Annotated in this window: 24 protein-coding genes; 14 read left to right on the top strand and 10 right to left on the bottom strand. The window is 64.1% G+C overall.

Translation table 11 applies throughout. The features are described 5' to 3' along the window. Positions 1-10 precede the first annotated feature (10 nt). The 3 genes from HG718_RS13480 to HG718_RS13470 all read left to right on the top strand — a co-directional run bounded on the left by HG718_RS13480 (position 11) and on the right by HG718_RS13470 (position 2803). Positions 11-733 carry a Tim44/TimA family putative adaptor protein gene (locus HG718_RS13480; protein ID WP_160587132.1) on the top strand — a complete coding sequence of 241 codons (723 nt, stop codon included), beginning with the start codon at positions 11-13 and terminating at the stop codon, positions 731-733. 159 nt (positions 734-892) lie between these two features. Further along, the gene (gene mltA, locus HG718_RS13475; RefSeq protein WP_205345642.1) at positions 893-2056 is read left to right on the top strand and encodes a murein transglycosylase A; all 1164 of its coding nucleotides are present in this window, start codon (positions 893-895) and stop codon (positions 2054-2056) included. Positions 2057-2161: 105 nt separating this feature from the next. Continuing rightward, complete coding sequence (locus tag HG718_RS13470) at positions 2162-2803, top strand: Smr/MutS family protein (protein ID WP_160587130.1); 642 nt, start codon at positions 2162-2164, stop codon at positions 2801-2803. Between the two features lie 116 nt (positions 2804-2919). On the opposite strand, the gene hslU is transcribed toward HG718_RS13470, so the two are convergent. The 3 genes from hslU to HG718_RS13455 form a co-directional block, all read right to left on the bottom strand. Beyond that, the gene (gene hslU, locus HG718_RS13465) at positions 2920-4230 is read right to left on the bottom strand and encodes an ATP-dependent protease ATPase subunit HslU (protein ID WP_027840381.1); all 1311 of its coding nucleotides are present in this window, start codon (positions 4228-4230) and stop codon (positions 2920-2922) included. A gap of 57 nt (positions 4231-4287) precedes the next feature. Beyond that, entirely contained in the window at positions 4288-4845 is a 558-nt protein-coding gene (hslV, locus tag HG718_RS13460) for an ATP-dependent protease subunit HslV (protein ID WP_027840380.1), read from the bottom strand. Between the two features lie 162 nt (positions 4846-5007). After that, positions 5008-5511, bottom strand: a complete 504-nt coding sequence (locus tag HG718_RS13455) for a pyridoxamine 5'-phosphate oxidase family protein (protein ID WP_036263862.1) — start codon at positions 5509-5511, stop codon at positions 5008-5010. Positions 5512-5688: 177 nt separating this feature from the next. Between HG718_RS13455 and hisB the strand changes: the two genes are divergently transcribed. From hisB to hisA, 3 genes are read left to right on the top strand one after another with little or no spacing between them, the layout of a single operon-like run. Then, a complete protein-coding gene (hisB, locus tag HG718_RS13450) occupies positions 5689-6300 on the top strand; it encodes an imidazoleglycerol-phosphate dehydratase HisB (protein WP_160587129.1) in 612 nt (203 codons plus the stop codon). 24 nt (positions 6301-6324) lie between these two features. Then, entirely contained in the window at positions 6325-6978 is a 654-nt protein-coding gene (hisH, locus tag HG718_RS13445) for an imidazole glycerol phosphate synthase subunit HisH (protein ID WP_160587128.1), read from the top strand. 5 nt (positions 6979-6983) lie between these two features. Then, entirely contained in the window at positions 6984-7730 is a 747-nt protein-coding gene (gene hisA, locus HG718_RS13440; RefSeq protein ID WP_160587127.1) for a 1-(5-phosphoribosyl)-5-[(5-phosphoribosylamino)methylideneamino]imidazole-4-carboxamide isomerase, read from the top strand. A gap of 101 nt (positions 7731-7831) precedes the next feature. Here hisA and HG718_RS13435 read toward each other — a convergent pair whose 3' ends face one another. Further along, on the bottom strand, positions 7832-8572 hold the full coding sequence (locus HG718_RS13435) for a DUF3800 domain-containing protein (RefSeq protein ID WP_160587126.1): 741 nt from the start codon (positions 8570-8572) through the stop codon (positions 7832-7834). Positions 8573-8603: 31 nt separating this feature from the next. Here HG718_RS13435 and hisF point away from each other — a divergent pair, with 31 nt between their 5' ends. The 4 genes from hisF to HG718_RS13415 all read left to right on the top strand — a co-directional run bounded on the left by hisF (position 8604) and on the right by HG718_RS13415 (position 11990). Next, on the top strand, positions 8604-9377 hold the full coding sequence (hisF, locus tag HG718_RS13430) for an imidazole glycerol phosphate synthase subunit HisF (protein WP_160587125.1): 774 nt from the start codon (positions 8604-8606) through the stop codon (positions 9375-9377). A gap of 95 nt (positions 9378-9472) precedes the next feature. Next, entirely contained in the window at positions 9473-11137 is a 1665-nt protein-coding gene (locus tag HG718_RS13425) for a CYTH and CHAD domain-containing protein (protein WP_160587124.1), read from the top strand. An 85-nt stretch (positions 11138-11222) separates the two neighbouring features. Continuing rightward, a complete protein-coding gene (locus tag HG718_RS13420) occupies positions 11223-11567 on the top strand; it encodes a phosphoribosyl-ATP diphosphatase (protein ID WP_160587123.1) in 345 nt (114 codons plus the stop codon). Between the two features lie 45 nt (positions 11568-11612). After that, positions 11613-11990 carry a histidine triad nucleotide-binding protein gene (locus HG718_RS13415; protein WP_160587122.1) on the top strand — a complete coding sequence of 126 codons (378 nt, stop codon included), beginning with the start codon at positions 11613-11615 and terminating at the stop codon, positions 11988-11990. Positions 11991-12178: 188 nt separating this feature from the next. Here HG718_RS13415 and HG718_RS13410 read toward each other — a convergent pair whose 3' ends face one another. Beyond that, positions 12179-13171: an adenosine kinase gene (locus tag HG718_RS13410; RefSeq protein WP_160587121.1), complete on the bottom strand. Its 993-nt coding sequence runs from the start codon at positions 13169-13171 to the stop codon at positions 12179-12181. 179 nt (positions 13172-13350) lie between these two features. Here HG718_RS13410 and HG718_RS13405 point away from each other — a divergent pair, with 179 nt between their 5' ends. Beyond that, complete coding sequence (locus tag HG718_RS13405; RefSeq protein WP_160587120.1) at positions 13351-14040, top strand: EI24 domain-containing protein; 690 nt, start codon at positions 13351-13353, stop codon at positions 14038-14040. Between the two features lie 19 nt (positions 14041-14059). Further along, the gene (locus HG718_RS13400; protein ID WP_160587119.1) at positions 14060-14476 is read left to right on the top strand and encodes a hypothetical protein; all 417 of its coding nucleotides are present in this window, start codon (positions 14060-14062) and stop codon (positions 14474-14476) included. Between the two features lie 26 nt (positions 14477-14502). Here the strand turns inward: HG718_RS13400 and nth are convergent, their stop codons facing one another. After that, positions 14503-15231, bottom strand: coding sequence for an endonuclease III (gene nth, locus HG718_RS13395; protein WP_244617634.1), 729 nt, complete (start codon positions 15229-15231; stop codon positions 14503-14505). A gap of 138 nt (positions 15232-15369) precedes the next feature. Between nth and HG718_RS13390 the strand changes: the two genes are divergently transcribed. Then, positions 15370-15873, top strand: coding sequence for a DUF2244 domain-containing protein (locus HG718_RS13390; protein ID WP_160587118.1), 504 nt, complete (start codon positions 15370-15372; stop codon positions 15871-15873). Positions 15874-15876: 3 nt separating this feature from the next. Here the strand turns inward: HG718_RS13390 and HG718_RS13385 are convergent, their stop codons facing one another. Together HG718_RS13385 and dapB are read right to left on the bottom strand one after the other, a co-directional pair. Next, entirely contained in the window at positions 15877-16509 is a 633-nt protein-coding gene (locus HG718_RS13385) for a 2,3-bisphosphoglycerate-dependent phosphoglycerate mutase (RefSeq protein ID WP_160587117.1), read from the bottom strand. A 30-nt stretch (positions 16510-16539) separates the two neighbouring features. Then, the gene (gene dapB, locus HG718_RS13380; RefSeq protein WP_160587116.1) at positions 16540-17355 is read right to left on the bottom strand and encodes a 4-hydroxy-tetrahydrodipicolinate reductase; all 816 of its coding nucleotides are present in this window, start codon (positions 17353-17355) and stop codon (positions 16540-16542) included. A gap of 239 nt (positions 17356-17594) precedes the next feature. On the opposite strand from dapB, the gene HG718_RS13375 reads away from it, so the two are divergent. Then, positions 17595-18695, top strand: coding sequence for a sensor histidine kinase (locus tag HG718_RS13375; RefSeq protein ID WP_160587115.1), 1101 nt, complete (start codon positions 17595-17597; stop codon positions 18693-18695). Here HG718_RS13375 and dnaJ read toward each other — a convergent pair. Next, on the bottom strand, positions 18692-19852 hold the full coding sequence (gene dnaJ, locus HG718_RS13370) for a molecular chaperone DnaJ (protein ID WP_160587114.1): 1161 nt from the start codon (positions 19850-19852) through the stop codon (positions 18692-18694). The two genes, HG718_RS13375 and dnaJ, sit on opposite strands and share 4 nt — an antisense overlap. A 119-nt stretch (positions 19853-19971) precedes the next feature. Then, a complete protein-coding gene (gene dnaK, locus HG718_RS13365) occupies positions 19972-21903 on the bottom strand; it encodes a molecular chaperone DnaK (protein ID WP_027840368.1) in 1932 nt (643 codons plus the stop codon). Positions 21904-22067: the final 164 nt, after the last annotated feature.

Below are 22067 nucleotides of genomic sequence, written 5' to 3'. Positions count from 1 at the left end.
CGCGCCCGCCATGACCGGTTATGACCTGATCAATCTCATCTTTCTTGCCATCGCGGTCTTCGTGTTCTTCCGGCTGCGCTCGGTACTTGGCAAGCGCACCGGCAATGAGCGCCCGCCCCACGATCCCTATTCCCGCAATCCGCTTGAGCGCCGCAAGGACGACGAGGAGGGTGCGCGGCAGGCCGACAGCCGGGATGACAACGTGATCCGCCTGCCCGGATCGGACCGTCAGGATGAGCCGCACGAAGATGCACCGCGGCCCGCCTATGCGCCGGAAGGCTCGCCGCTGGCCAACGGCCTTGCCCAGGTCGAACTCGCCGACCGCACTTTCACGCCCGAAAGCTTCCTCGATGGAGCCGGTAAGGCGCATGAGATGATCGTCACGGCGTTTGCCTCCGCTGACCGCACCACCCTGCGCCAGCTCCTGGATGACGACGTCTTCAAGGATTTCGAAGCCGCCATCGAGGACCGTGAAATGGAAGGCCGATCGCTGGAACAGAGCTATGTGGGCCTCTCCTCCGCGGATATCACGGCCGCTGAACTGGACGGCTCCCGTGCCCGGGTGACCGTGCGCTTTGTCAGCCAGATGATTTCCGCCCTGCGCGCGGCCAATGGCGACGTGGTGGAAGGCAGCCCCGAGGCCGTGCGGCAGGTCGTCGATGTCTGGACCTTCGAGCGCGACACCAAGAGCCGCGACCCCAACTGGAAGCTGGTCGCCACCGGCGGCAATTGAGCAGCCCGGAGGTGACGGCCCATGCCGGCAGACAGTCATCGGCCGACAGGTGCCGGCTCTGCTATCTCCCGGTGGGTCACCCGCCATCGGGTAGCATCCGGGTTCGTCGCATTGGCCGTGGCCGCGGGTATGACTTTCCTGCTTCTGCGGGTAGGGCCGATGACTGACCACGCCCCAACCGAGCGCCTTGTTCTCGAAGAAACGACCTTCAATGCTCTGCCCGGCTGGCAGGCGGATGACCATGCCGCAGCCTTGGCTTCCTTGCGGGAATCCTGCCGGATTATCAGCCGTCTGCCGGGCGAAAGGGGCCTGCGTGGCGACCCGCGCCTCGCCTTGACCGCCGGTGATCTGCACCCTGTATGCGATTTGGTGGCGGAACTGGGTGAAACGCTGTCGAGCGATCAGGCGCGGAATTTTTTCGAGTCCGGCTTCATTCCGTTCCGTGTTCGGAATGATAACGATGATACAGGGTTGGTCACCGGATATTACGAACCCGAAATAAAGGGATCGCGCCAGAAATCCGACCAATTCCCGGCACCTGTCCTGGCGCGGCCGCCGGACCTTGTGTCGGTGGAACTGGGCGATTTTCGCGACAGCCTGCGCGGTCAGCGCATTGCGGGGCGGGTGATTGACGGCCAATTGGTGCCCTTCGAGGATCGCGCGGCCATTGCCCGCGGTGCGCTGGCCGATCAGGACCTCGAACTCATCTGGCTGGAGAGTGCCATCGACGCCTTTTTCCTCGAAATCCAGGGGTCGGGCCGGGTGATACTTGCCGCGGACGGCGAGATTGACCAGGTCATACGCCTGTCCTATGCGGGGCAGAACGGCCACCCCTATACGGCCATCGGAGGGCCCCTCATCGAGGCCGGGCACATCCCCCGCGAGAAGATGTCGATGGCCGCGATCCGGGATTGGCTTGAGAGCAATCCGGACGACGCCCAGGACATGATGAACCGCAACGCGTCCTACGTCTTTTTCACCGAGCTGCCCGTCGAGCATCCCGAACTCGGCCCGCCCGGCGCGCAATCCGCCCTGCTGACCCCCCATCGCAGCATCGCCGTGGACCGCAAGCATCATGTGCTTGGCCTGCCCTTCTGGCTCGAGCTGCCGGAGGCCTCTCCTGTTGACCCTGACGGCCCGGTCAATCGCCTGATGGTGGCGCAGGACACCGGCGGTGCCATTCGAGGGCCTGTCCGCGCCGATTATTTCGCGGGCTCTGGTGCTGCGGCCGGCGACATGGCCGGGGCCATGGCCGAGCAGGGCCGACTGACCGTGCTGATACCTGCCCACCTGGCCGACCGGGTCCGGGACATCCCATGGTAACCGGCTTTTTCACCTGGATTCGCCCGTTGCCGAAACAATGTGCAGGTGCGGGATTCGCCCGCGGCAAATACAGCCCATCCGGCACCTCTTGCAGGGCGCAGTGAGATGGCACGCAGGCGCGGCAAGCGCGGCCTCGAGCCCAACGAGCAGGAGCTCTGGCAGAAGGTAACCGAGGCGGTGAAACCCCTGGATGACCGCGCTGCCATGGCCGACCTGCTCAAGGCGGAAACCCCCAAATCCCCCGCCGCCACATCGAAACTGGCCCGCAGCAAAGCCAAGGCGGCGAAGGCAGCCCTTCATCCCACGGGCCACCCGGCCCACTCACCGACACAGGCACGGCGCCCCAAACCGCCTCCCGCGCCCCATGATGCAGGCACACTGGATGGCGGCTTGCAGCGGAAACTGCGCCGTGGCCGTATTGATCCGGACGCCAAAATTGACCTGCATGGCCTCAACCAGGCCCAGGCCCATATCCGCCTGAGGCAGGATCTGCCGCGCCTCCGCACCCAGGGGGTCCGCTGCCTGCTGGTGGTGACCGGCAAGGGGTCAGCCTCGACGCTCGCCCGTCACACCTTGCATGGCGACCGGATTTCAGAGACCCCGGAGCGCCGCGGCGTCCTGCGGGATAACCTGCCCCGCTGGCTGGCGGAGGCGGAATTCAGGCCGCATGTGGCGGCCATCCGCCCCGCCCATCCGCGTCATGGCGGTGGCGGTGCGTTCTATGTGTGGCTCAGGCGGCAGCGCTGACAGCGGCCGGATTCGCGGTCAGCGAAAATCTGTCCGGCCCCGAATCGAGCCATATTTTCAGGAAGATTCGCGGCCAGACCCAGAAGCGCGTCGAGGCGGATTCGCTGAGAGCCTGATTACAGGATGAATTTCTGCAGGTCGGCGTTCTGGGCCAGGTCGCCGATACGGCTTTCCACATAGGCCCGGTCGACGGTGATCGTCGCCCCGCCCGCATCCGTCGCCTCGAAGCTGATCTCATCAAGCACGCGCTCCATCACCGTGTGCAGGCGGCGCGCACCGATATTCTCGACCGTGCCGTTCACCTCCGCGGCAATGTCGGCGATGGCGTCGATGCCTTCCTCCGTGAAATCGAGCGTCACTTCTTCCGTGCCCATCAGCGCCACATATTGCTTCACGAGGCTCGCTTCCGGCTCGGTCAGGATGCGCTTCAGGTCATCGCGGGTCAGCGCCGTCATCTCGACACGGATCGGCAGCCGACCTTGAAGCTCCGGCAGCAGGTCGGACGGCTTGGCAATGTGGAAGGCGCCGGACGCGATGAACAGAACATGGTCGGTCTTCACCGATCCGTATTTGGTGGACACCGTGGTGCCCTCGATCAGCGGCAGCAGGTCCCGCTGCACGCCTTCGCGGCTCACATCGGCCCCCTGACGCTCCGACTTGGCGCACACCTTGTCGATCTCGTCGAGGAAGACAATGCCCGCGTTCTCCACCCGGTCGATGGCCTCGCGGGTGATCTGCTCGTCGTCAAGCAGCTTGTCACTTTCATCCTGCACCAGCACATCATGGCTGTCGCGCACCTTCATGCGGCGGGTGCGCGTGCGCTGGCCGAACGCCTTTCCGAACATGTCCGACAGATTGATCATGCCCATGCCGGAGCCCTGGGGCATGCCCGGCAGCTCCATCATCGGCATGCCGCCGCCGCTATCGCGGACTTCGAGGTCAACTTCCTTGTCGTCGAGCAACCCGTCGCGCAGCTTCTTGCGGAAACTGTCCCGCGTGGCCTCGCCGGCATTGGGGCCAACAAGCGCATCAAGCACCCGGTTTTCCGCTGCCGCATGGGCCTGCGGCTTCACTTCCTCGCGCTTGGCCTCGCGCACCATGGAGATGGCGGCCTCCACCAGGTCGCGGACGATCTGCTCCACGTCGCGGCCCACATAGCCCACCTCGGTGAACTTGGTGGCCTCCACCTTGATGAAGGGGGCCTGGGCCAGCTTGGCCAGCCGGCGGGAAATCTCCGTCTTGCCGACGCCGGTCGGGCCGATCATCAGGATGTTCTTCGGCAACACTTCCTCGCGCATCCCCGTCTCAAGCTGCTGCCGCCGCCAGCGGTTGCGCAGCGCAATTGCCACGGCGCGCTTGGCGTCCTTCTGGCCGACAATATGCCGGTCGAGTTCAGCAACGATCTGGCGGGGAGACAGGGTGGTCATGGATTACTCGGGTCTGATGTGAGGAAGCTGGGACGGTGAAACGGTGAGGCGGGGCCCTCAGGCCTGGGCGTCAAGCACTTCGACAACAATATTGTCATTTGTATAGACGCAGATATCCGAGGCAATCTTCATCGCCTTGCGGGCGATCTCTTCGGCGTCGAGATCTGTTTCCGAAAGCCCCCGCGCGGCGGCGAGCGCGTAATTGCCGCCTGAGCCGATGCCGGCAATGCCATTTTCCGGCTCCAGCACATCGCCATTGCCGGTGAGGATGAAGCTCTCGGATTTGTCGGCCACCAGCATCATCGCTTCCAGCTTGCGCAGATAGCGGTCCGTCCGCCAGTCCTTGGCAAGCTCCACGCAGGCGCGTGCGAGCTGGCCGGGATATTGCTCAAGCTTGGCTTCCAGCCGCTCGAACAGGGTGAAGGCGTCGGCCGTCGCCCCGGCAAACCCCGAGATGACGGTGCCGCCCGCCAGCCGCCGCACCTTGCGCGCGGTGGCCTTGATCACCGTATCGCCCATCGAGACCTGCCCGTCGCCCGCGATCACCACCTTGCCGCCCTTGCGGACCGTGACGATGGTGGTGGCGTGCCAGTTGGGAAAGTCGGAAGAAGCCATGGGGGCGAAGGATCCTGTGCGTGCGGGTCCGGTGTGACGGACAGATGAAATCTGGCGCAACAGGTGGCCCGCCGCGTCGCCGGGGTCAAGGCCGGGCCACACAATGCCGCGAAATCACCCTATTCCTGCCGCCGCCCAAAACGGAGAGAGGTGCCCCAAAGCTCAGTCAGTCGGCAGGCCCGCCGCCTCAAGCCGTTCTTCCAGCCGCTTCATGCGCTCAAGCACCGGTGCCACGGCCCGGTCCACATCCGCCTGGGTGAACCGCTGGGAGATATGCGCGTTGCAATTGGTCTCCCAATACTCCACGTCGATGATGATCGCCCGTTCGACAACCGCATCATAATTGGGGTCCGCCACCGAGCGGATCACATCCGGGTCCGTCACGATGCCGGCCCGCCCGCGGATCTTCACCCGGCGCTGGGCTGGATAATCCATCAGGAACAGGAACACATTGTCGTTCTCGCCGAGATTGCCGACCGTGATGTAGCGCATGTTGCCGAGGAAATCGGCAAAGCCCAGTGTCTTCGGCCCCAGCACCTTCAGAAAGCCCGCCGGTCCGCCGCGATGCTGCACATAGGGCTGGCCCTTGGCATTCGCCGTCGCCATGTAGAAATGCGTCTGCCGGGCGATGAACTGGGCAACCGGTTCTGTGATCTCTGCGGGCATGGGTGCCTCGGAAACAAAGCGCCGCCCATGCAGGCGGCCTTAAGGAAAAGCTGTCATGAAACAGCGCATATGGCACCTTGTGCGCGAAGCTGCTAGACCGCGCGGGCACACAATGACTTGAAACGCCTCCCCGGCGAAGGCAGGACGGGCCGCAGGGCCCCAATGGACGTCACACGAATGAGCAACGATCGCGATAGCCGCACGGCAATTGTCGAGCGCAAGACCAAGGAGACAGAAGTCTTCGTCTCCCTCGATCTCGACGGCACCGGTGAATATGACGTGGATACCGGCATCGGTTTCCTCGACCACATGCTCGAGCAGCTGTCCCGCCATTCGCTGATCGACCTCAAGGTGCGTGCCGAAGGCGATCTGCATATCGACTTCCACCACACGACCGAGGACAGCGGCATCGTCATCGGCGAGGCCGTGCTGCAGGCGCTCGGCGACCTCAAGGGCATCACCCGCTATGGCAACGCGATCATCCCCATGGATGAGACCTGCACGCGGGTGACGCTGGATGTCTCGCAGCGGCCTTATCTGATCTGGAAGGTGAACTTCACCAAGCCGAAGCTGGGCGACATGGACACCGAGCTGTTCAAGGAATGGTTCCAGGCCTTCGCCCAGGCCGCCGGCATCACGCTGCATATCGAAAACATGTATGGCGAGAACAACCACCACATCGTGGAAAGCTGCTTCAAGGGCCTCGCCCGCGCTTTGCGCCAGGCGATCGAGATCGACCCGCGCAAGGCCGACGCCATTCCGTCCACCAAGGGCGTGCTCGGCAGCTAGCCACGAAACCAGGACAAGTCAGACGTGACCGTCGCCATCATTGATTACGGCTCCGGCAATCTGCGCTCGGCGGAGAAATCCTTCGAGCGCGCCGCCCGCGAGACCGGCGCCGACACCACGATCCGCGTCACCAGCGATCCGGATGTGGTGGCGAGCGCCGACCGCATCGTGCTGCCCGGCGTCGGCGCCTTCGGCGATTGCCGCCGTGGGCTCTATGCGGCCGACGGCATGGTCGACGCCCTGCGCGAGGCAGTCGAAAAGCGCGCCGTTCCCTTTTTCGGGATCTGCGTCGGCATGCAGCTGATGGCCACCCGCGGGCTGGAGCATGGCAGCCATGAGGGGCTCGGCTGGATCCCCGGTGACGTCGCCGAGATCACCCCCGATGACCCCGGCCTCAAGATCCCGCATATGGGCTGGAACGCGCTGGAACCGGTGGATGTGGCGGGCCAGCCGCACCCGGTGTTTGACGGGCTCGAACATGGCGAGCACGCCTATTTCGTGCATTCCTATGCCATCACCCCGATCGATCCCGGCCACGTGCTGGCGAAGGTGCATTATGGCGGCGAGATCATCGCTGCCATCGGACGTGACAACATGGTTGGCACACAGTTCCACCCGGAAAAAAGCCAGCTTGTCGGCCTGCGCCTGATCGCAAACTTCCTTAACTGGACGCCTTAACACTTATGATCCTCTTTCCCGCCATCGACCTCAAGGACGGCCAGTGCGTGCGCCTCGTGCAGGGCGACATGGACCGCGCCACGGTTTTCTCCGATACCCCTGCCGAACAGGCCAAGGTTTTCGAAAACCAGGGCTTTGAATGGCTGCATCTGGTCGACCTCAACGGCGCCTTCGAGGGCAAGCCGGTCAATGGCGACGCGGTGGAAGCGATCCTCAAGACCGTGTCGCTGCCGGCCCAGCTTGGCGGCGGCATCCGGTCCATGCAGCAGATCGAAGCCTGGCTCGACAAGGGCATCGCCCGCGTCATTCTCGGCACGGCAGCCCTGCGCGACCCGCAGCTGGTGATCGAGGCCTGCAAGACCTGGCCCGGCAAGATCGCCGTCGGCGTCGACGCCAAGGACGGCTATGTGGCGGTGGAAGGCTGGGCGGAAGTCTCCGACATTCAGGCCCTCGACCTTGCCAAGCGCTTCGAGGATGCAGGCGTTGCCGCCCTCATCTACACCGACATCTCGCGCGACGGTGCCATGCGGGGCATGAATGTCGCCGGCACGGCAGAGCTTGCAAACTCAGTTGGCATTCCGGTCATCGCGTCGGGCGGCGTCACGAATCTCGACGATCTCCACGCGCTGAAGGCCGCCAACGCGCCGGGCATCATCGGCGTCATCTCCGGCCGTGCCATCTATGACGGCCGCCTCGACCCCGCCGAGGCGCTGGCTGTCCTGAAGGGCAATGATTTTGTTCTTGACTCATAAGCCTGTTGATGATCTCCGGAGAATCGACTATTTTAGTTGTATGGATTGGGGTTATTTCCCGGTCGGCGTGGGGTCTCAGCACTTGAGCTGGGGCCCTTCGTTTATGGAAAGTGCTTCAGGCCCCACCCCATAATTTTCCCACTTTCAGATGCCCTAATTCTCGGTTTGATGATCTCAAACGCTCTATTGGGTTGTTTGGGGCGGATAGCATTGAGGCCAATCGGGCGGGCGACCAGATCTGCCATCTGAAGCCCGGTTGAGTTTGCCTTTTTATCAACGAAGCAAATCTCAAGATTGCCCCAAGCTTTATCTGTTCTTGATTTGGTATCGCAAATTCTTCGGAATTCAAGCTCAAGGTCGGCATCCTCTCTGCGACCTCTTCTCTCAAATATTATATGAGCTTGCTTCCCTGATTCGCCTCTTTCCTGGAGAAATCGAACGAGACGCTCCATGCAAAACAGCAATGCAAGTTCATAAGGGTTGGCAGGGGATGAGTAGTTCTTTTTGAGATGGTCTTTTCTAATAACAGATGAGATAATAGTCATTTGGGTTTCGCCAAATATTTTGTTCAGTTCTTCCAAAAATTGATCTCTCACAATTTGCGGCTTTAAAAAATTGAATGGCGGTTTTTGCTTTCGAATCTCATGTTCATGCAAAATTATTGAATCGTGACCAAACCAACGAAACTTAAAAGCCTGCAGTTTTGGTGCAATTTCGTGTGCATAGTTGTTTTTCTCAAAAATGCAGAATGCCAAAACAAAAACAGGATAGTTTGGATCGATTGACTTCAGTCCATGATCCCCACTCTCATCGACATAGATGATATATTCCCCGAAGTTCATCGCCTGCTACCTCCTGCAACTGGAGCATACCATGAGCCTCAAGGCACGCGTCATTCCCTGCCTGGACGTGAAGGACGGCCGCGTTGTGAAGGGCGTCAATTTCGTTGATCTGCGCGATGCGGGCGACCCGGTAGAGGCCGCCACCGCCTATGACGCGGCGGGCGCCGACGAACTGTGCTTCCTCGACATCACGGCCAGCCACGAAAAGCGCGGCACGCTCATTGATGTGGTGCGCCGCACGGCGGAGCGCTGCTTCATGCCGCTGACCGTCGGCGGCGGTGTGCGCACGGTGGAAGATGTGCGCCAGCTGCTGCTGGCCGGTGCCGACAAGGTGGCGATCAACACCGCCGCCGTCACCAACCCGGATTTCGTGCGCGAGGCGTCTGAGAAATTCGGCGCCCAGTGCATCGTCGTCGCCATCGACGCCAAGCGCGTGTCGAAGGACGGCGAGCCCGCCAAATGGGAGATCTTCACCCATGGCGGCCGCACCGAAACGGGCATCGACGCGATCGAATTTGCGAAGAAGGTTGTCGATCTGGGGGCCGGTGAACTGCTCATCACCTCCATGGACCGCGACGGCACGCGCGCGGGGTTCGATACGGACCTGACCCGCACCATTGCGGACGCGGTCCGTGTGCCGGTGATTGCCTCTGGCGGCGTCGGCACGCTGGACCACTTGGTGGACGGCGTCCGCGACGGGCACGCCACCGCTGTGCTGGCGGCGTCGATCTTCCATTTCGGCGATCACACCATCGGTGAAGCCAAGGCGCATATGGCCGCCAACGGGGTCGATGTGCGGCCCTGACCGGCGACGGCATGCCCAGGCACACCTTCCCTCCCGTCACGGAGTGCGGGTAAGCTGAGGCCATGCCAACGGCCTCTCAGAAAACGACATCTAGATTGTCAACAAAGCCGGCGCCGCGGGAGCTCGAACTCAAGCTCTCGGTCACGCCAGAAACGCTGGCGCGCATCCGCAAGGGCGGGGCGCTGGCGCGTCTGGCCTCGCTCACACCTTTGGGCCGCGCCACCACAAAGAGGCTGCACTCCGTCTACTGGGACACGTCTGCCCATGACCTTGCGGCTGAGGGTCTCGGCCTGCGCATCCGGGATGCAGGCGGCACCCTGATCCAGACCCTCAAGACAGAAGATGAAGGCGCGGGGCTGGCCTCGGACCGGGCGGAAGACGAAACCGTGATTTCCGATGCCCCGCGCGGCACATCGCCCGCAGGCTGGACGCCTGATCTGCGCCTCATCGCCGACAAGGCCCTGCGCCGCCGCGCCCGCAAGGCGATCGGCAAGCAGCCATTGCAGCCGCTCTTCGAGAGCGTGGTGCAGCGCACGGAGCGTCTCTACGCGACCCCGGACGGGGACCGCTTCGCGGTGGTGTTCGATGATGGCCATGTGGCGCTGGTGGCAGACCGGACGGTCCGCGAGGTCCTGTGCGAGATCGAACTGGAGCTTGTGGCGGGTGCGCCTGCCGCCCTTATCCGCACAGCCCGGACACTGGCGCAGCGCTATCCGCTGTCGCTCGGCACCCGCTCCAAGGCCGCCCGCGGTTACGCACTTTCGGCCATACGGAATGGCGGCGCGGTGCCGGTCACACCGGCCGAGGCGATTGAAAAAGCCGGTAGCTCAGCCGTGCTACCCGGTATGACCCTGGCCCAAGCCTATGCCCTCACCCTCACGCGCTGTGCCGGGCAGATCGCAGGCAACATAGACGCGGTGGTGGACCACCGCTTTCCCGAGGGAATCCACCAGATGCGCGTGGCCATGCGGCGGCTGAGAGCGGCCCATGCCGCCTTTCACAAGGCCATATCCGTGTCCGGAGCCCGTGAGCACATCGCCCGGGTCAAAACCCTGTTCTCCCTGCTGGGTGAGGCGCGGGATCTGGATATTTTCTGTACCGAAACATTACCGGCCATGGTTTCCGCGAGCGCCGAGGCCGGTCCGGGCGCAGCCCCTGACGTGACCCCCCTCGCCGCGGCGGCGGAAGAGCTGCGGGCGGAGGTCTGGACGCGGGTCCTGGCAGCAATCAAGGCCCCGGCCTTCACCGAAGTACTGCTGCAGGCCGGTGACCTGGCTGCCCAGGCGGAATCCAATGGCGGTGTGACAGGGGATGGCCGTCCCGGTGACGCGGGTATGCCCCTTGCCGACTTCGCCCGCGCCCGCCTCGACAAGCAATGGGACAGGGCGGTGATCGCCCACCACGTCCTGACCGGTCTGAGCAATGAAGCACGTCATGACCTGCGCAAGGACCTGAAGGGCCTGCGCTATGAAGCAGAGTTCTTCGCCCCGCTCTGGCCCGCGTCCGGCGTCAAGCCGTTCATGAAGCAGCTTAAGGGCCTGCAGGACGAGTTCGGCGCCATAAACGACGCGGTCACGGCCTTCCACATGGCGGACATGGCGGCGGCCCGCATCGGCGGAGACAGCGCGGCCCGGGCGGCGGGCTATGTGGGTGGCTGGTACGGCGCGCGGGCCGAGGCGGCCTTTGCCCATGTCTGCGCCCTCTGGCCCGCCTTTGAAGCGTCCAGCCCTTTCTGGCACGCCCCACCGCTTGACGCCTAGGCGCTGCAGCCCCTAGCGGCCTTCGCTGAATATCTGCTACGCCACCGGGATCCAAATCCGCAGATCGAGCCGAGACGTTCCGTTTATGAGCAGCCAGACCGAAAATCCGGGCCCCGAAGTCCTTGCCCGCCTCGCAGCCTCCATTGTCGCGCGCAGGGGGACCGACCCGTCCGAGAGCTACACGGCCAAGCTGCTTGGCAAGGGAGTGGAGAAATGCGCCCAGAAGCTGGGTGAGGAAGCGGTGGAAACCGCCATTTCGGCAGCCTCGCGCGACAAGGCCGGCGTCGTCTCCGAAAGCGCCGACGTGCTCTATCACTTGCTGGTCCTGTGGGCGGCCATGGATGTGGACCCGTCGGACGTCTATGGCGAACTGGCCCGCCGCGAGGGCGTGTCAGGCATCGCCGAAAAAGCGTCGCGCAAACAATCCTGACTGTGAGTGCCGGACATTGTGTGACGGCCGGATATGGAGGCCGAAATGGCTGATCCTTACGACCACGAAAACATCTTCGCAAAGATCCTGCGCGGCGAGATCCCCGCAAGGAAGGTTTATGAGGACGCGCACGCCCTCGCCTTCCACGACATCAACCCGCAGGCACCGGTGCATGTCCTGGTGATCCCCAAGGGGCCCTATGTGAGTCTGGATGATTTTTTGGCCGAGGCGCCGGATGAGCTGGTCACGGGCTTTTTCCGTGCTGTGGGCAAAGTCACCCGCGAGTTGGGACTCGCCGAAAGCGAAGGCGGCACAGGCTTCCGGGCGCTGGCCAATGCGGGCGGGGATGCCGGGCAGGAGGTGCCGCACCTGCATGTGCATCTGTTCGGCGGCAAGCCACTCGGCCCGATGCTCGCCGGCTGAGCTGTGGCAACGGCTGTTCAGCCTCCGAATCTGTCCAGGGACTCGCTCTTGGCGAAGCCGCGCCCGGCTCGCGGATTCACTGAGTAGAGAATTCCGGTACCGGAACAATATAGGATTCGCTGACAGCAATGAAAAAGGCCGGCGGCGGATTCACCGCGCCGGCCTTTCTTTCCCTGGGATGATGGGACCTAGAGACCCTTAGACGCCACCAGCTGCCCGAGATTTACTTCCGGACGCGGTCCCATATGCGAGATCACTTCGGACGCACAGATGGAGCCGAGGCGGCCGCACTCGACCGGCCCGCGGCCGGTCGCCCAGCCATACAGGAAGCCCGCGGCGAACTGGTCGCCCGCGCCGGTGGTGTCCACAAGGGCGGTCGGCGTCTCCGCATCCACCACATGCACCTTGCCGTCGACCACCACGACCGACCCGGCTTCCGACCGCGTCAGCGCGGCCACCTTGGTGTCGCCGCGCACGGCCTGCAGCGCCTCGTCGAAGGTCTCGGTCTGGTAGAGCGACATGATCTCCGCCTCGTTGGCGAAGAGAATGTCCACATCCCCGCGCACCAGCTTCAGGAACTCGTCCCGGTAGCGGTCGACGCAGAACGAGTCAGACAGGGTCAGCGCCACCATGCGGTTGGCGTCGTGGGCAATGGCGGCAGCCTTGAGAAACGCCTCCTTGGCGGCGGGCGGATCCCACAGATAGCCCTCGAGATAGGTGATCGCCGAGCGGGAGATGATCTCCTCGTCCACGTCCGCGGCGGTCAGGTCCTGGGCCGCGCCCAGATAGGTGCTCATGGAGCGCTGGGCGTCCGGGCTGACAACAATCAGGCAGCGCGCGGTAGCCGGCCCGCGGTCCGCGGGCGCGGTCTCGAAGACAACGCCGAGCGAGCGGATGTCATGGGTGAAGGCGGTGCCGAGCTGGTCGTTGCGCACCTTGCCGATGAAGGCCGCCTTGCCGCCAAGCGAGGCGATGCCCGCAATGGTATTGGCGGCGGATCCGCCGGAGACCTGCACCGTCTGGCCCAGGGCGTCATACAGGGTCTGTGCCCGGTCCTCGTCGATCAGCGTCATGCCGCCTTTTTCGATGCCATGGGCGATGAGGAAAGTGTCGTCCGCATGGGCCAGCACATCGACAATTGCGTTGCCAAGTCCGGCCACGTGAAATTCAGGCGCGCTCATCAGGTGTCTTTCCGCTTGGGTCTGTCGAAGGGGCGGGCTGCGGGGTCGATTGCCCGGCGTCCGGGTCCCGCCCTCGGGATGGATCCCCATCACTAAAGCACCGGCTTCAAAAGTCCAGTTTCACGCCCGGAATGCGGGCCTTTTACCTGCCGCAAATCTGCGGCACTCTCCCCGCCATCATGATTGGCGCATTCACCAAGACCCTCTCCCAGATCTTCTCCGGCCCGTTCCGCTCCATCCTGTGGCGGTCCCTGGGCATGACCCTGCTGCTGCTGGTCACCATCGGCGCGGCCGGCCTTTGGGGCACACAGTTCATCCCCGATGTCGGCATCGGCTGGGCCGATACAATCATCGATATTCTGGTCGATGCCGCGGTGGTGGTCGGGCTGATCTTTCTGGTGGTCCCCGTCACCGCCATCTTCATCCCCCTGTTTCAGGACGAGGTGGCCGAGGCGGTGGAAGACAGGCACTTCCCCGCGCGCAAGGGGCCGCGCGAGCAGGGCGTGCTCGAGGGTATCGGCCTGGGCCTCAGGGCGCTGGTGATCCTTCTGGCTGTCAACCTGGCAGCCCTGCCGCTGGTCTTCCTGCTGCCGGGCTTCGGCTTCGTGATTTTTCTGGTGGTCAACGGCTTCCTGCTCGGGCGCGAATTCTTCGAGGCTGCTGCCGTCCGTCATTTCGCCCCCGGCGACATCAAGGCCCTGCGTCAGCGCCATTCCGGCCGCATCTTCCTCGCGGGCCTCGTGGTCGCCGGCGTCTTGGCCATCCCCTTCATCAATATCCTGGTGCCGCTGTTCGGCACAGCCTTCATGGTCCACATTCTGCACGGCATCATGCAGCGCGACGACAAGAGGGCGATGACCCGTGGCTGAGCCAACCCGGACACAACAGATGCGCCGTTCCGGCACCCGTATTCTGGGACCGTCCTTGACCATCGCGCTTGCAGCTCTCGGCCTTGCCGCCTGCGCCCAACCGGGCCAAGGGCCAGCCTCGGCACCGGTTGCCCAGCTGACGGCACCCGCTCCCAAGCAGACCGCCATTCTCCGCCCGGCACCCAGTCCGGAAAGCCTCGTGGGCAAGTCGCCGGCGGCGATCGAACGCGCGCTCGGCACCCCCGCCTTTGAAGGCCGGGATGGGGATGCGCGCATCTGGCGGTACTCTGCGGAGACGTGCAGCCTGCTTGTCATTTTTTATGAGGACGAGGCAGGCGAGCCGAAATCGGCCTATCTGGACGCCCGCAAACCCCAAGGCGGTGAAGCCCAGATGGGGGCGTGCCTGTCAGACGTGGTGAACACCCCGCCCGCCTGAGCCACAGGTCATGCGGTCATTTGGCCCTACGCCTTCGAAGCGGTTTTCGCTTTCGATTTTGCCCTGGCCTTCGGCTTTGCTTTTGCTTTCGATTTCGTCTTTGGCGCGGGCGCAGCCTCGGCGGTGGTCTTTGCCTTGAACTTGCACAGATCCGAGACGAAGCAACGGGGGCAATCAGGCTTGCGCGCCTTGCAGATATAGCGACCGTGCAGGATCAGCCAGTGATGGGCGTCGCGCATATAGGGCTTGGGAATGCGCTTCAGCAGCTTCAGTTCCACCTCGAGCGGCGTCTTGCCCGGTGCCAGCCCCAGCCGGTTCGACAGGCGGAAGATATGCGTATCCACCGCCATCGTTTCCTCGCCAAAGGCCACGTTGAGCACCACATTGGCCGTCTTGCGCCCGACACCCGGTAACGCCTCCAGCGCCTCCCGGTCGCGGGGGATCTCCCCGCCATGCTTCTCCAACAGGATGCGCGACAGGGCGATCACGTTCTTCGCCTTGTTGCGGTAAAGGCCGATGGTCTTGATGTAGTCGCGAACCTTTTCTTCCCCCAGCGCCACAATCTTGGCCGGGGTGTCAGCCACCGCGAAGAGCGGCCCCGTGGCCTTGTTCACGCCCACATCGGTGGCCTGCGCCGACAGCACGACGGCGACCAGCAACGTATAGGGGCTGGAAAATTCAAGCTCGGTCTGGGGGCTCGGGCTCTTTTCCTGGAAACGGCGAAAGAGCTCTTCACGCTCGGCGAGGGTCATCATGGGGCGGGACTTTAGCGAAGCCCCGCCACCCTGCCACCCGAAAAGTGCGGTGCAATCTCCAAGGACCCGCCACCTCGTAAAAAGGTGCGACCGCGCGGCCCTTTGCCTCCCCGCCCCTGCAGCACTAGCTTTAGGCCCATGAGCCACGAGCTGCCCGAAACGCTGTATCTGGACGCCGTCCTGCATCCGCACAGATCCCTGCCGCCGAAAGGCTTCCTGGCGGTGATGCTGGGCGTAGGCGCGGTCAGCTTCTGCGCGGGCCTCGCCTTTCTGCTGATGGGGGCATGGCCCGTCTTCGGGTTTTTCGGCCTGGATGTGGCCCTGATTTACTGGGCGTTCCGCATGAACTACCGCGCCGGCCGGATGATCGAGCATGTGCGGCTGACCGATCAGGTCCTCGACATCCGCCGTGTCCACCCGTCCGGGAAGGTGGAAAGCTGGCAGCTCGAGCCGACCTGGGCCCAGGCACGCATGGTGACGACGGCGCGCGGGCGCAGCCTGCGGCTCCGGTCACGGGAGCGCTGGGTGGAACTCGGCCGCTTCATGACGGAAGACGAGCGGGAGAGCTTTGCCACCGCTTTCGCCGCCGCCCAGCACCGCCGGCGTGACGGCATGGTGGCGGCGGCGAAGCTGGGCGGCTGAGCCTCAGGAGTAGTCGCGCTCGACCAGCACCTTCTTGGAGATGACATTTCCATTGTCATCAAGCTCATAGGCGATGGGCACGCCGGTCGCGATGTTCACTTCCACGATCTCGTCCGGCCCCAGCTTGTCGAGCTGCATCACGAGCGCCCGCAGGGAATTGCCGTGGGCAGCCACAAGCACGCGCTTGCCGGCAAGCACCTTCGGCAGGATCTCGGCCTCGAAATAAGGCAGCACCCGCTCGGCGGTCATCTTCAGGCTTTCGCCGCCCGGCGGCGGCACGTCGAAGGACCGGCGCCAGATATGCACCTGTTCCTCGCCCCACTTCTCGCGCGCGTCGTCCTTGTTGAGGCCCGCAAGGTCGCCATAGTCGCGCTCATTGAGCGCCTCGTTTTCGACAACCGGAATACCGCTCTGGCCGAGGGCGTCCAGCGCCAGACGATTGGTCTCCTGCGCCCGCTTGAGCGCGGAGGTGAACGCCATGTCGAATTCAAGCCCTGCGGCCTTCATCAGCTCACCGGCTTCGCGGGCCTCGGTGCGGCCCTGCTCGGTCAGCTCGACATCGCGCCAGCCGGTGAAAAGGTTCTTCTTGTTCCATTCGCTCTGGCCATGACGGACCAGAACCAGCGTGTGAGCCACGGTTGCGTCTCCTGATCTTGAAGAGAAAAACTAGAAATCCGAAAGGCCGAGCACGTCGAGCATCGAGAAGCTGCCCGGGCCCTTGCCCTGTCCCCATTGCGCGGCCTTCACGGCCCCGCGTGCGAAAATCGACCGGTCCTCGGCGATGTGCGACAGCACGATGCGCTCTTTCTCGGCAGCGAAGATCGCTGAGTGTTCGCCCACCACCGACCCGCCGCGCAGGGCGGCAAAACCGATATCCCCCCGCTTGCGGGCACCGGTCTGGCCGTCGCGGCCGCGGTCGGCCACGTCATCCAGCAACACACCGCGGCCCTGCGCGGCGGCATCGCCCAGCATCAGGGCCGTGCCCGAGGGTGCGTCCACCTTGTGGCGGTGGTGCATTTCAACGATCTCGATATCCCAATCCGCGTCGAGCGCCTGTGCGACCCGCCGGGTGAGGGCGGTAAGCAGGTTGACGCCAAGCGACATGTTGCCTGCGCGCACAAGCGTCGCGTGGCGGGCGGCGGCTTCAAGCCGCGCTTCGTGATCGGACGTAAAACCGGTGGTGCCGATCACGTGCACGATGCGGGCCTGGGCAGCCAGGTCGGCAAACTCGACGGTGGCCGCCGGCGCCGTGAAATCAAGCACCGCATCGACCGCAGCAAAAACATCCAGCGCCTGGTCCGTCACCTGAACATCCAGCCGGCCGACCCCGGCAAGCTCGCCCGCATCCTTGCCAAGCGCCTCATGGCCTGCGCGCTCAATGGCGCCGGCAACAACGCAGCCATCCGTGGCGGTGATCGCCTCGATGAGGGCCTGGCCCATGCGGCCGGCGGCGCCGGTCACGGCAATGCGAAGGGCTTCCATTGGATCTGTCCATGAATGGGCGGCCAGCGGCACCCGGAGGGGTCAGGGTGCACTGGCCTGTCTGTCGGAGCGAGGCGTTGTAACAGGCCCGGACCGCGACCGCAAAACCTGCCGCGTGCCGCAGGCGCTGCGCCGTGCGGCACCTGAGACGGCTTTGGTTCGATGCTTAATGGTTTATTTGGCCGCGCTCTCTAAGACAGACCCTGAACAGACACATCAAGTCTCTTGGGGGACCGTGCGTGGCGCAGAGCGGAGACGAGGAAAAGCGGGACGACTTCGCGACCCCCGGCGCGCGCGCCTATGCCGACGCCGCCCTTGCGCTTGCCATCGGCATACTGGGCTTCATCGTCTCCGCCTTTCTCAACCTCGAGCATCGCTGGCACGAATTCGTCGGCCACGAGGATGTGGGCATGCACCTGGAAGAGCTGCCTATCGCCATGTTCGTGGCGGGGCTCGGCTTTGCCTGGTTTGCCTGGCGCCGCTGGATCGAATCTGAGGCAGCGGCACGGGAAAGCCGCCGGGCCAACAAGGAGCTGCAGAGCCAGCTTCAGCGCAACCGGCAGATGATCACCGAATTGCAGGAGGCCCGCTGCCGGGCCGAGGACCTGGACCGTGCCAAGACGCGGTTTCTTGCCCATATGAGCCATGAGCTGCGCACGCCGCTCAACGCCATCATCGGCTTCTCCGAGCTGATGCAGCTTGAAACCTACGGGCCGCTGGGTGACCGGCACTATGATGATTACACCGCCAGCATCCACCAGTCCGGCCAGCATCTGCTGGAACTCATCAACGATCTGCTGGACCTGACCCGTATCGAGTCGGGCGATCTCACGCCCCATTACACCGAAGAGGTGATGGGCGACATCGGTCAGGCCGCCTGCCGCATGCTTCAGGACCGCGCCGGGGCCGCCGGGGTGCATCTCATCTATCAGCCGGGAAGTGCTGCGGACACGGACGTGCAGATCGACAGCCGGATGATCCGCCAGGTGCTGATCAACCTCATTGCCAATTCCATCCGCCACACACCCAGCGGCGGCGTGGTGGATGTCACGACCTTTGAAGGTGACCACGGCTGTGCGGGATATGTCGTCGCGGATACGGGCGAGGGGATGGACGCAGCGGCCCTGCGCCGGGTGCAGTCAGGCTTCGCTGAGGTAAAAAGCGCGCTCCAGCGCGACCACAACGGGGCCGGCATCGGCCTGCCGCTGTCGCGGGCCATCATGGAAGCCCATGGCGGCAGCCTGGACATCGCGAGCCGTCCCGGCGAAGGCACGCGGGTGACCGTGACCCTGCCGCCGGAGCGGGTGATCACGGCCTCCGCCGCGGCGTTCATGACCTAGGCGCTGTTGGCGCCGTTGAGGAAATCCTTCACCCGGGCGAAGAAGCCTGTTGATTCAGGGCTGGTCTCGTCGGTGCATTCGCCGTGGAACTCCTCCAGCAGCTTGCGCTGTTTCTTGGTCAGGTTCATCGGCGTTTCCACCGTCACCTGGATGTAAAGATCGCCGTGCTGTGACGAGCGCAGCACCGGCATGCCCTTGCCTTTGAGGCGGAACTGTTTGCCGCTCTGGGTGCCTTCGGGAACCTTTACCTTTACCCGCGCCCCCTTGAGCGACGGCACCTCGATCTCACCGCCGAGCGCTGCCGTCGGCATGGAGATCGGCACGCGGCAGAACAGGTCCGCCCCGTCGCGCTGGAAGAACGGGTGCGGCTTGATCGACAGGAAGATGTAAAGGTCACCCGCGGGCCCGCCGCGCGCGCCTGCTTCGCCTTCACCGGCCAGCCGGATTCGCGTGCCGTCCTCGACGCCGGACGGGATGTTGACCTGGAGCGTCCGCTCCTTTTCCACCCGGCCAGCACCGTGACAATCCGGACACGGATCCTGGATCACCTCGCCGCGGCCGCCGCATGTGGGGCAGGTGCGCTCGACGGTGAAAAAGCCCTGGCTCGCCCGCACCTTGCCCGTGCCATGACACATGCCGCAGGTGGTGGGCTGGGTGCCCGGCTTGGCGCCGGAGCCCGAGCAGGTTTCGCAGGTGACGGCTGTCGGCACACGGATCTGCGCCGTCTTGCCCTCATAGGCTTCGTTGAGGCTGATCTCCATGTTGTAGCGGAGATCAGCACCGCGGGTGCGGCCGCCGCCGCGCCTGCCACCGCCCCGGGGGCCGCCCTGGCCGCCCATGAACTCGCCGAACAGATCATCGAAGATATCCGACATGGAGGACGCAAAGTCTTGCCCGAAGCCGGGACCGCCCGGCCCGCCGGGGCTGCCGTTCTCGAATGCCTGGTGGCCGAACCGGTCATAGGCAGAGCGCGTCTGCGGGTCCTTCAGGGCGTCATAGGCTTCGTTCAGCTCCTTGAACTTGGCCTCGGCCTCCGGGTCGCCCTGGTTCTGGTCCGGGTGAAACTTCTTGGCAAGCTTGCGATAGGCGGACTTCAGCTCCGCGTCATCGGCAGAGCGCGGCACGCCCAGAACTTCGTAGTAATCGCGCTTAGACATTTTTGGATTTCCGCGTGATTTTCCGGATACGGAACACGTGGCCGTCCCTACAAACAGGCCCGGTGCGGCAAGTCATGCTGCACCGGGCCGCTGCTCGTCTGTAAGGGCCGGCCGGCGCGTTACGCCGTGCCGTCCTTCTTGTCGTCATCGACCTCGGTGAAGTCGGCGTCCACCACGTCGTCACCGTCAGCTGCGCGGTCTTCGGCTGCGGCGTCAGCCGCGGCATCCGCATTGGCCTGCTCGGCCTGGCTGGCAGCGTACATGGCTTCGCCCAGCTTCATGCTGGCCTGGGCGAGCTCTTCCGACTTGGCCTTGATGGCCTCCGGGTCGTCGCCTTCCAGCGCGGTCTTGAGGTCGGCGATGGCGGTTTCGATCGCGGCCTTGGTCTCCGCGTCCACCTTGTCGCCGTTCTCTTCCAGCGCCTTTTCGGTCGAGTGCACCAGAGCCTCGGCCCCGTTGCGGGCCTCCACAAGCTCGCGGCGCTTCTTGTCTTCCTCGGCGTGGCTTTCGGCGTCCTTCACCATCTGGTCGATATCGGCATCCGACAGGCCGGACGAGGCCTGGATGCGGATCGCCTGTTCCTTGCCGGTGGCCTTGTCCTTGGCCGACACATTGACGATGCCGTTGGCGTCGATGTCGAAGGCGACCTCGATCTGCGGCACGCCGCGCGGCGCCGGCGGAATGCCCACCAGGTCGAACTGGCCGAGGATCTTGTTGTCGGCCGCCATCTCGCGCTCACCCTGGAACACGCGGATCGTCACCGCGTTCTGATTGTCCTCGGCGGTCGAGAAGGTCTGTGCCTTTTTGGTCGGGATCGTCGTGTTGCGGTCGATCAGGCGGGTGAACACGCCACCCAGCGTCTCGATGCCCAGCGACAGCGGCGTCACGTCGAGCAGCAGCACGTCCTTGACGTCGCCCTGCAGCACGCCGGCCTGAATGGCAGCACCCATGGCCACCACTTCGTCCGGGTTCACGCCCTTATGCGGCTCCTTGCCGAAGAATTTCTGCACGGTCTCCTGGATCTTCGGCATGCGCGTCATGCCGCCGACCAGAACCACCTCGCTGATGTCCGACGCGGACAGGCCCGCATCCGCCAGCGCCTTCTTGCACGGCTCGATCGTCCGCTGCACGAGCTTGTCCACCAGCTGTTCCAGCTTGGCGCGGGTCAGCTTCATGGTCAGGTGCTTCGGGCCGGACTGATCGGCGGTGATGAACGGCAGGTTGACTTCGGTCTGCGTCGCCGAGGAGAGCTCGATCTTCGCCTTTTCGGCGGCTTCCTTCAGGCGCTGCAGGGCCAGCTTGTCATTCTTGAGGTCAATGCCGTTGTCCTTCTTGAATTCCTCGGCGAGGAAATCAACCAGGATCATGTCGAAGTCTTCACCACCCAGGAAGGTGTCACCATTGGTGGACTTCACCTCAAAGACGCCGTCGCCGATCTCGAGGATCGACACGTCGAACGTACCGCCGCCAAGGTCATAGACGGCAATCGTCTGACCGTCGGCCTTGTCCAGGCCATAGGCGAGCGCTGCCGCAGTCGGCTCGTTGATGATGCGCAGCACTTCGAGGCCAGCGATCTTGCCCGCGTCCTTGGTGGCCTGACGCTGGGCGTCGTCGAAATAGGCCGGCACGGTGATCACCGCCTGCTCGACCGTCTCGCCGAGATAGCTCTCGGCGGTTTCCTTCATCTTCTGCAGGATGAAGGCAGAGATCTGCTGCGGCGAATATTTCTCGCCTCGCGCTTCCACCCAGGCTGCGCCGTTCTCGGCCTCGACGATGGAATAGGGCACCATGCCCTTGTCCTTCTGCACCGTCGGGTCAGAGATGCGGCGGCCGATGAGGCGCTTGATCGCAAACAGGGTGTTTTCGGGGTTGGTGACCGCCTGGCGCTTGGCCGGCTGACCGGTCAGGCGTTCGCCGTCCTCGGTAAATGCCACCATGGACGGCGTCGTGCGCGCGCCCTCGGAATTCTCGATGACTTTCGGGTTGGACCCGTCCATGACCGCGATACACGAGTTGGTCGTGCCAAGGTCAATGCCAATGACTTTCGCCATTTAATGCGTCTCCACGTTTCTATAGGCGGACCAGGATGAACCGGCCTTGAAGCCCAAGCACCGGGTCGCATCCTTCAGTTGCGGGCACCTATACGCGCTTTGTGACCAAAGCGTTAGGCCCCGATTGGTCCCCTCGTGATGAACCAGGGTTTGGCGTGTCCATA

This window comes from Pyruvatibacter mobilis (assembly GCF_012848855.1).
GTDB classification, from domain to species: domain Bacteria; phylum Pseudomonadota; class Alphaproteobacteria; order CGMCC-115125; family CGMCC-115125; genus Pyruvatibacter; species Pyruvatibacter mobilis.
Note: the sequence above shows the minus strand (reverse complement) of the source record. Positions and strands in the feature narration are given on the sequence as shown.

Coding starts and splice junctions, on each gene's coding strand:
- HG718_RS13480 (WP_160587132.1), top strand. CDS start 11: ATGACCGGTTATGACCTGATCAATCTCATCTTTCTTGCCATCGCGGTC.
- HG718_RS13405 (WP_160587120.1), top strand. CDS start 13,351: ATGATTGGCGCATTCACCAAGACCCTCTCCCAGATCTTCTCCGGCCCG.
- HG718_RS13470 (WP_160587130.1), top strand. CDS start 2,162: ATGGCACGCAGGCGCGGCAAGCGCGGCCTCGAGCCCAACGAGCAGGAG.
- dnaJ (WP_160587114.1), bottom strand. CDS start 19,852: ATGTCTAAGCGCGATTACTACGAAGTTCTGGGCGTGCCGCGCTCTGCC.
- hslU (WP_027840381.1), bottom strand. CDS start 4,230: ATGACCACCCTGTCTCCCCGCCAGATCGTTGCTGAACTCGACCGGCAT.
- hisB (WP_160587129.1), top strand. CDS start 5,689: ATGAGCAACGATCGCGATAGCCGCACGGCAATTGTCGAGCGCAAGACC.
- HG718_RS13400 (WP_160587119.1), top strand. CDS start 14,060: ATGCGCCGTTCCGGCACCCGTATTCTGGGACCGTCCTTGACCATCGCG.
- nth (WP_244617634.1), bottom strand. CDS start 15,231: ATGATGACCCTCGCCGAGCGTGAAGAGCTCTTTCGCCGTTTCCAGGAA.
- mltA (WP_205345642.1), top strand. CDS start 893: ATGACTGACCACGCCCCAACCGAGCGCCTTGTTCTCGAAGAAACGACC.
- HG718_RS13420 (WP_160587123.1), top strand. CDS start 11,223: ATGAGCAGCCAGACCGAAAATCCGGGCCCCGAAGTCCTTGCCCGCCTC.
- HG718_RS13415 (WP_160587122.1), top strand. CDS start 11,613: ATGGCTGATCCTTACGACCACGAAAACATCTTCGCAAAGATCCTGCGC.
- hisA (WP_160587127.1), top strand. CDS start 6,984: ATGATCCTCTTTCCCGCCATCGACCTCAAGGACGGCCAGTGCGTGCGC.
- HG718_RS13410 (WP_160587121.1), bottom strand. CDS start 13,171: ATGAGCGCGCCTGAATTTCACGTGGCCGGACTTGGCAACGCAATTGTC.
- hisF (WP_160587125.1), top strand. CDS start 8,604: ATGAGCCTCAAGGCACGCGTCATTCCCTGCCTGGACGTGAAGGACGGC.
- dapB (WP_160587116.1), bottom strand. CDS start 17,355: ATGGAAGCCCTTCGCATTGCCGTGACCGGCGCCGCCGGCCGCATGGGC.
- HG718_RS13390 (WP_160587118.1), top strand. CDS start 15,370: ATGAGCCACGAGCTGCCCGAAACGCTGTATCTGGACGCCGTCCTGCAT.
- HG718_RS13455 (WP_036263862.1), bottom strand. CDS start 5,511: ATGCCCGCAGAGATCACAGAACCGGTTGCCCAGTTCATCGCCCGGCAG.
- HG718_RS13435 (WP_160587126.1), bottom strand. CDS start 8,572: ATGAACTTCGGGGAATATATCATCTATGTCGATGAGAGTGGGGATCAT.
- dnaK (WP_027840368.1), bottom strand. CDS start 21,903: ATGGCGAAAGTCATTGGCATTGACCTTGGCACGACCAACTCGTGTATC.
- hslV (WP_027840380.1), bottom strand. CDS start 4,845: ATGGCTTCTTCCGACTTTCCCAACTGGCACGCCACCACCATCGTCACG.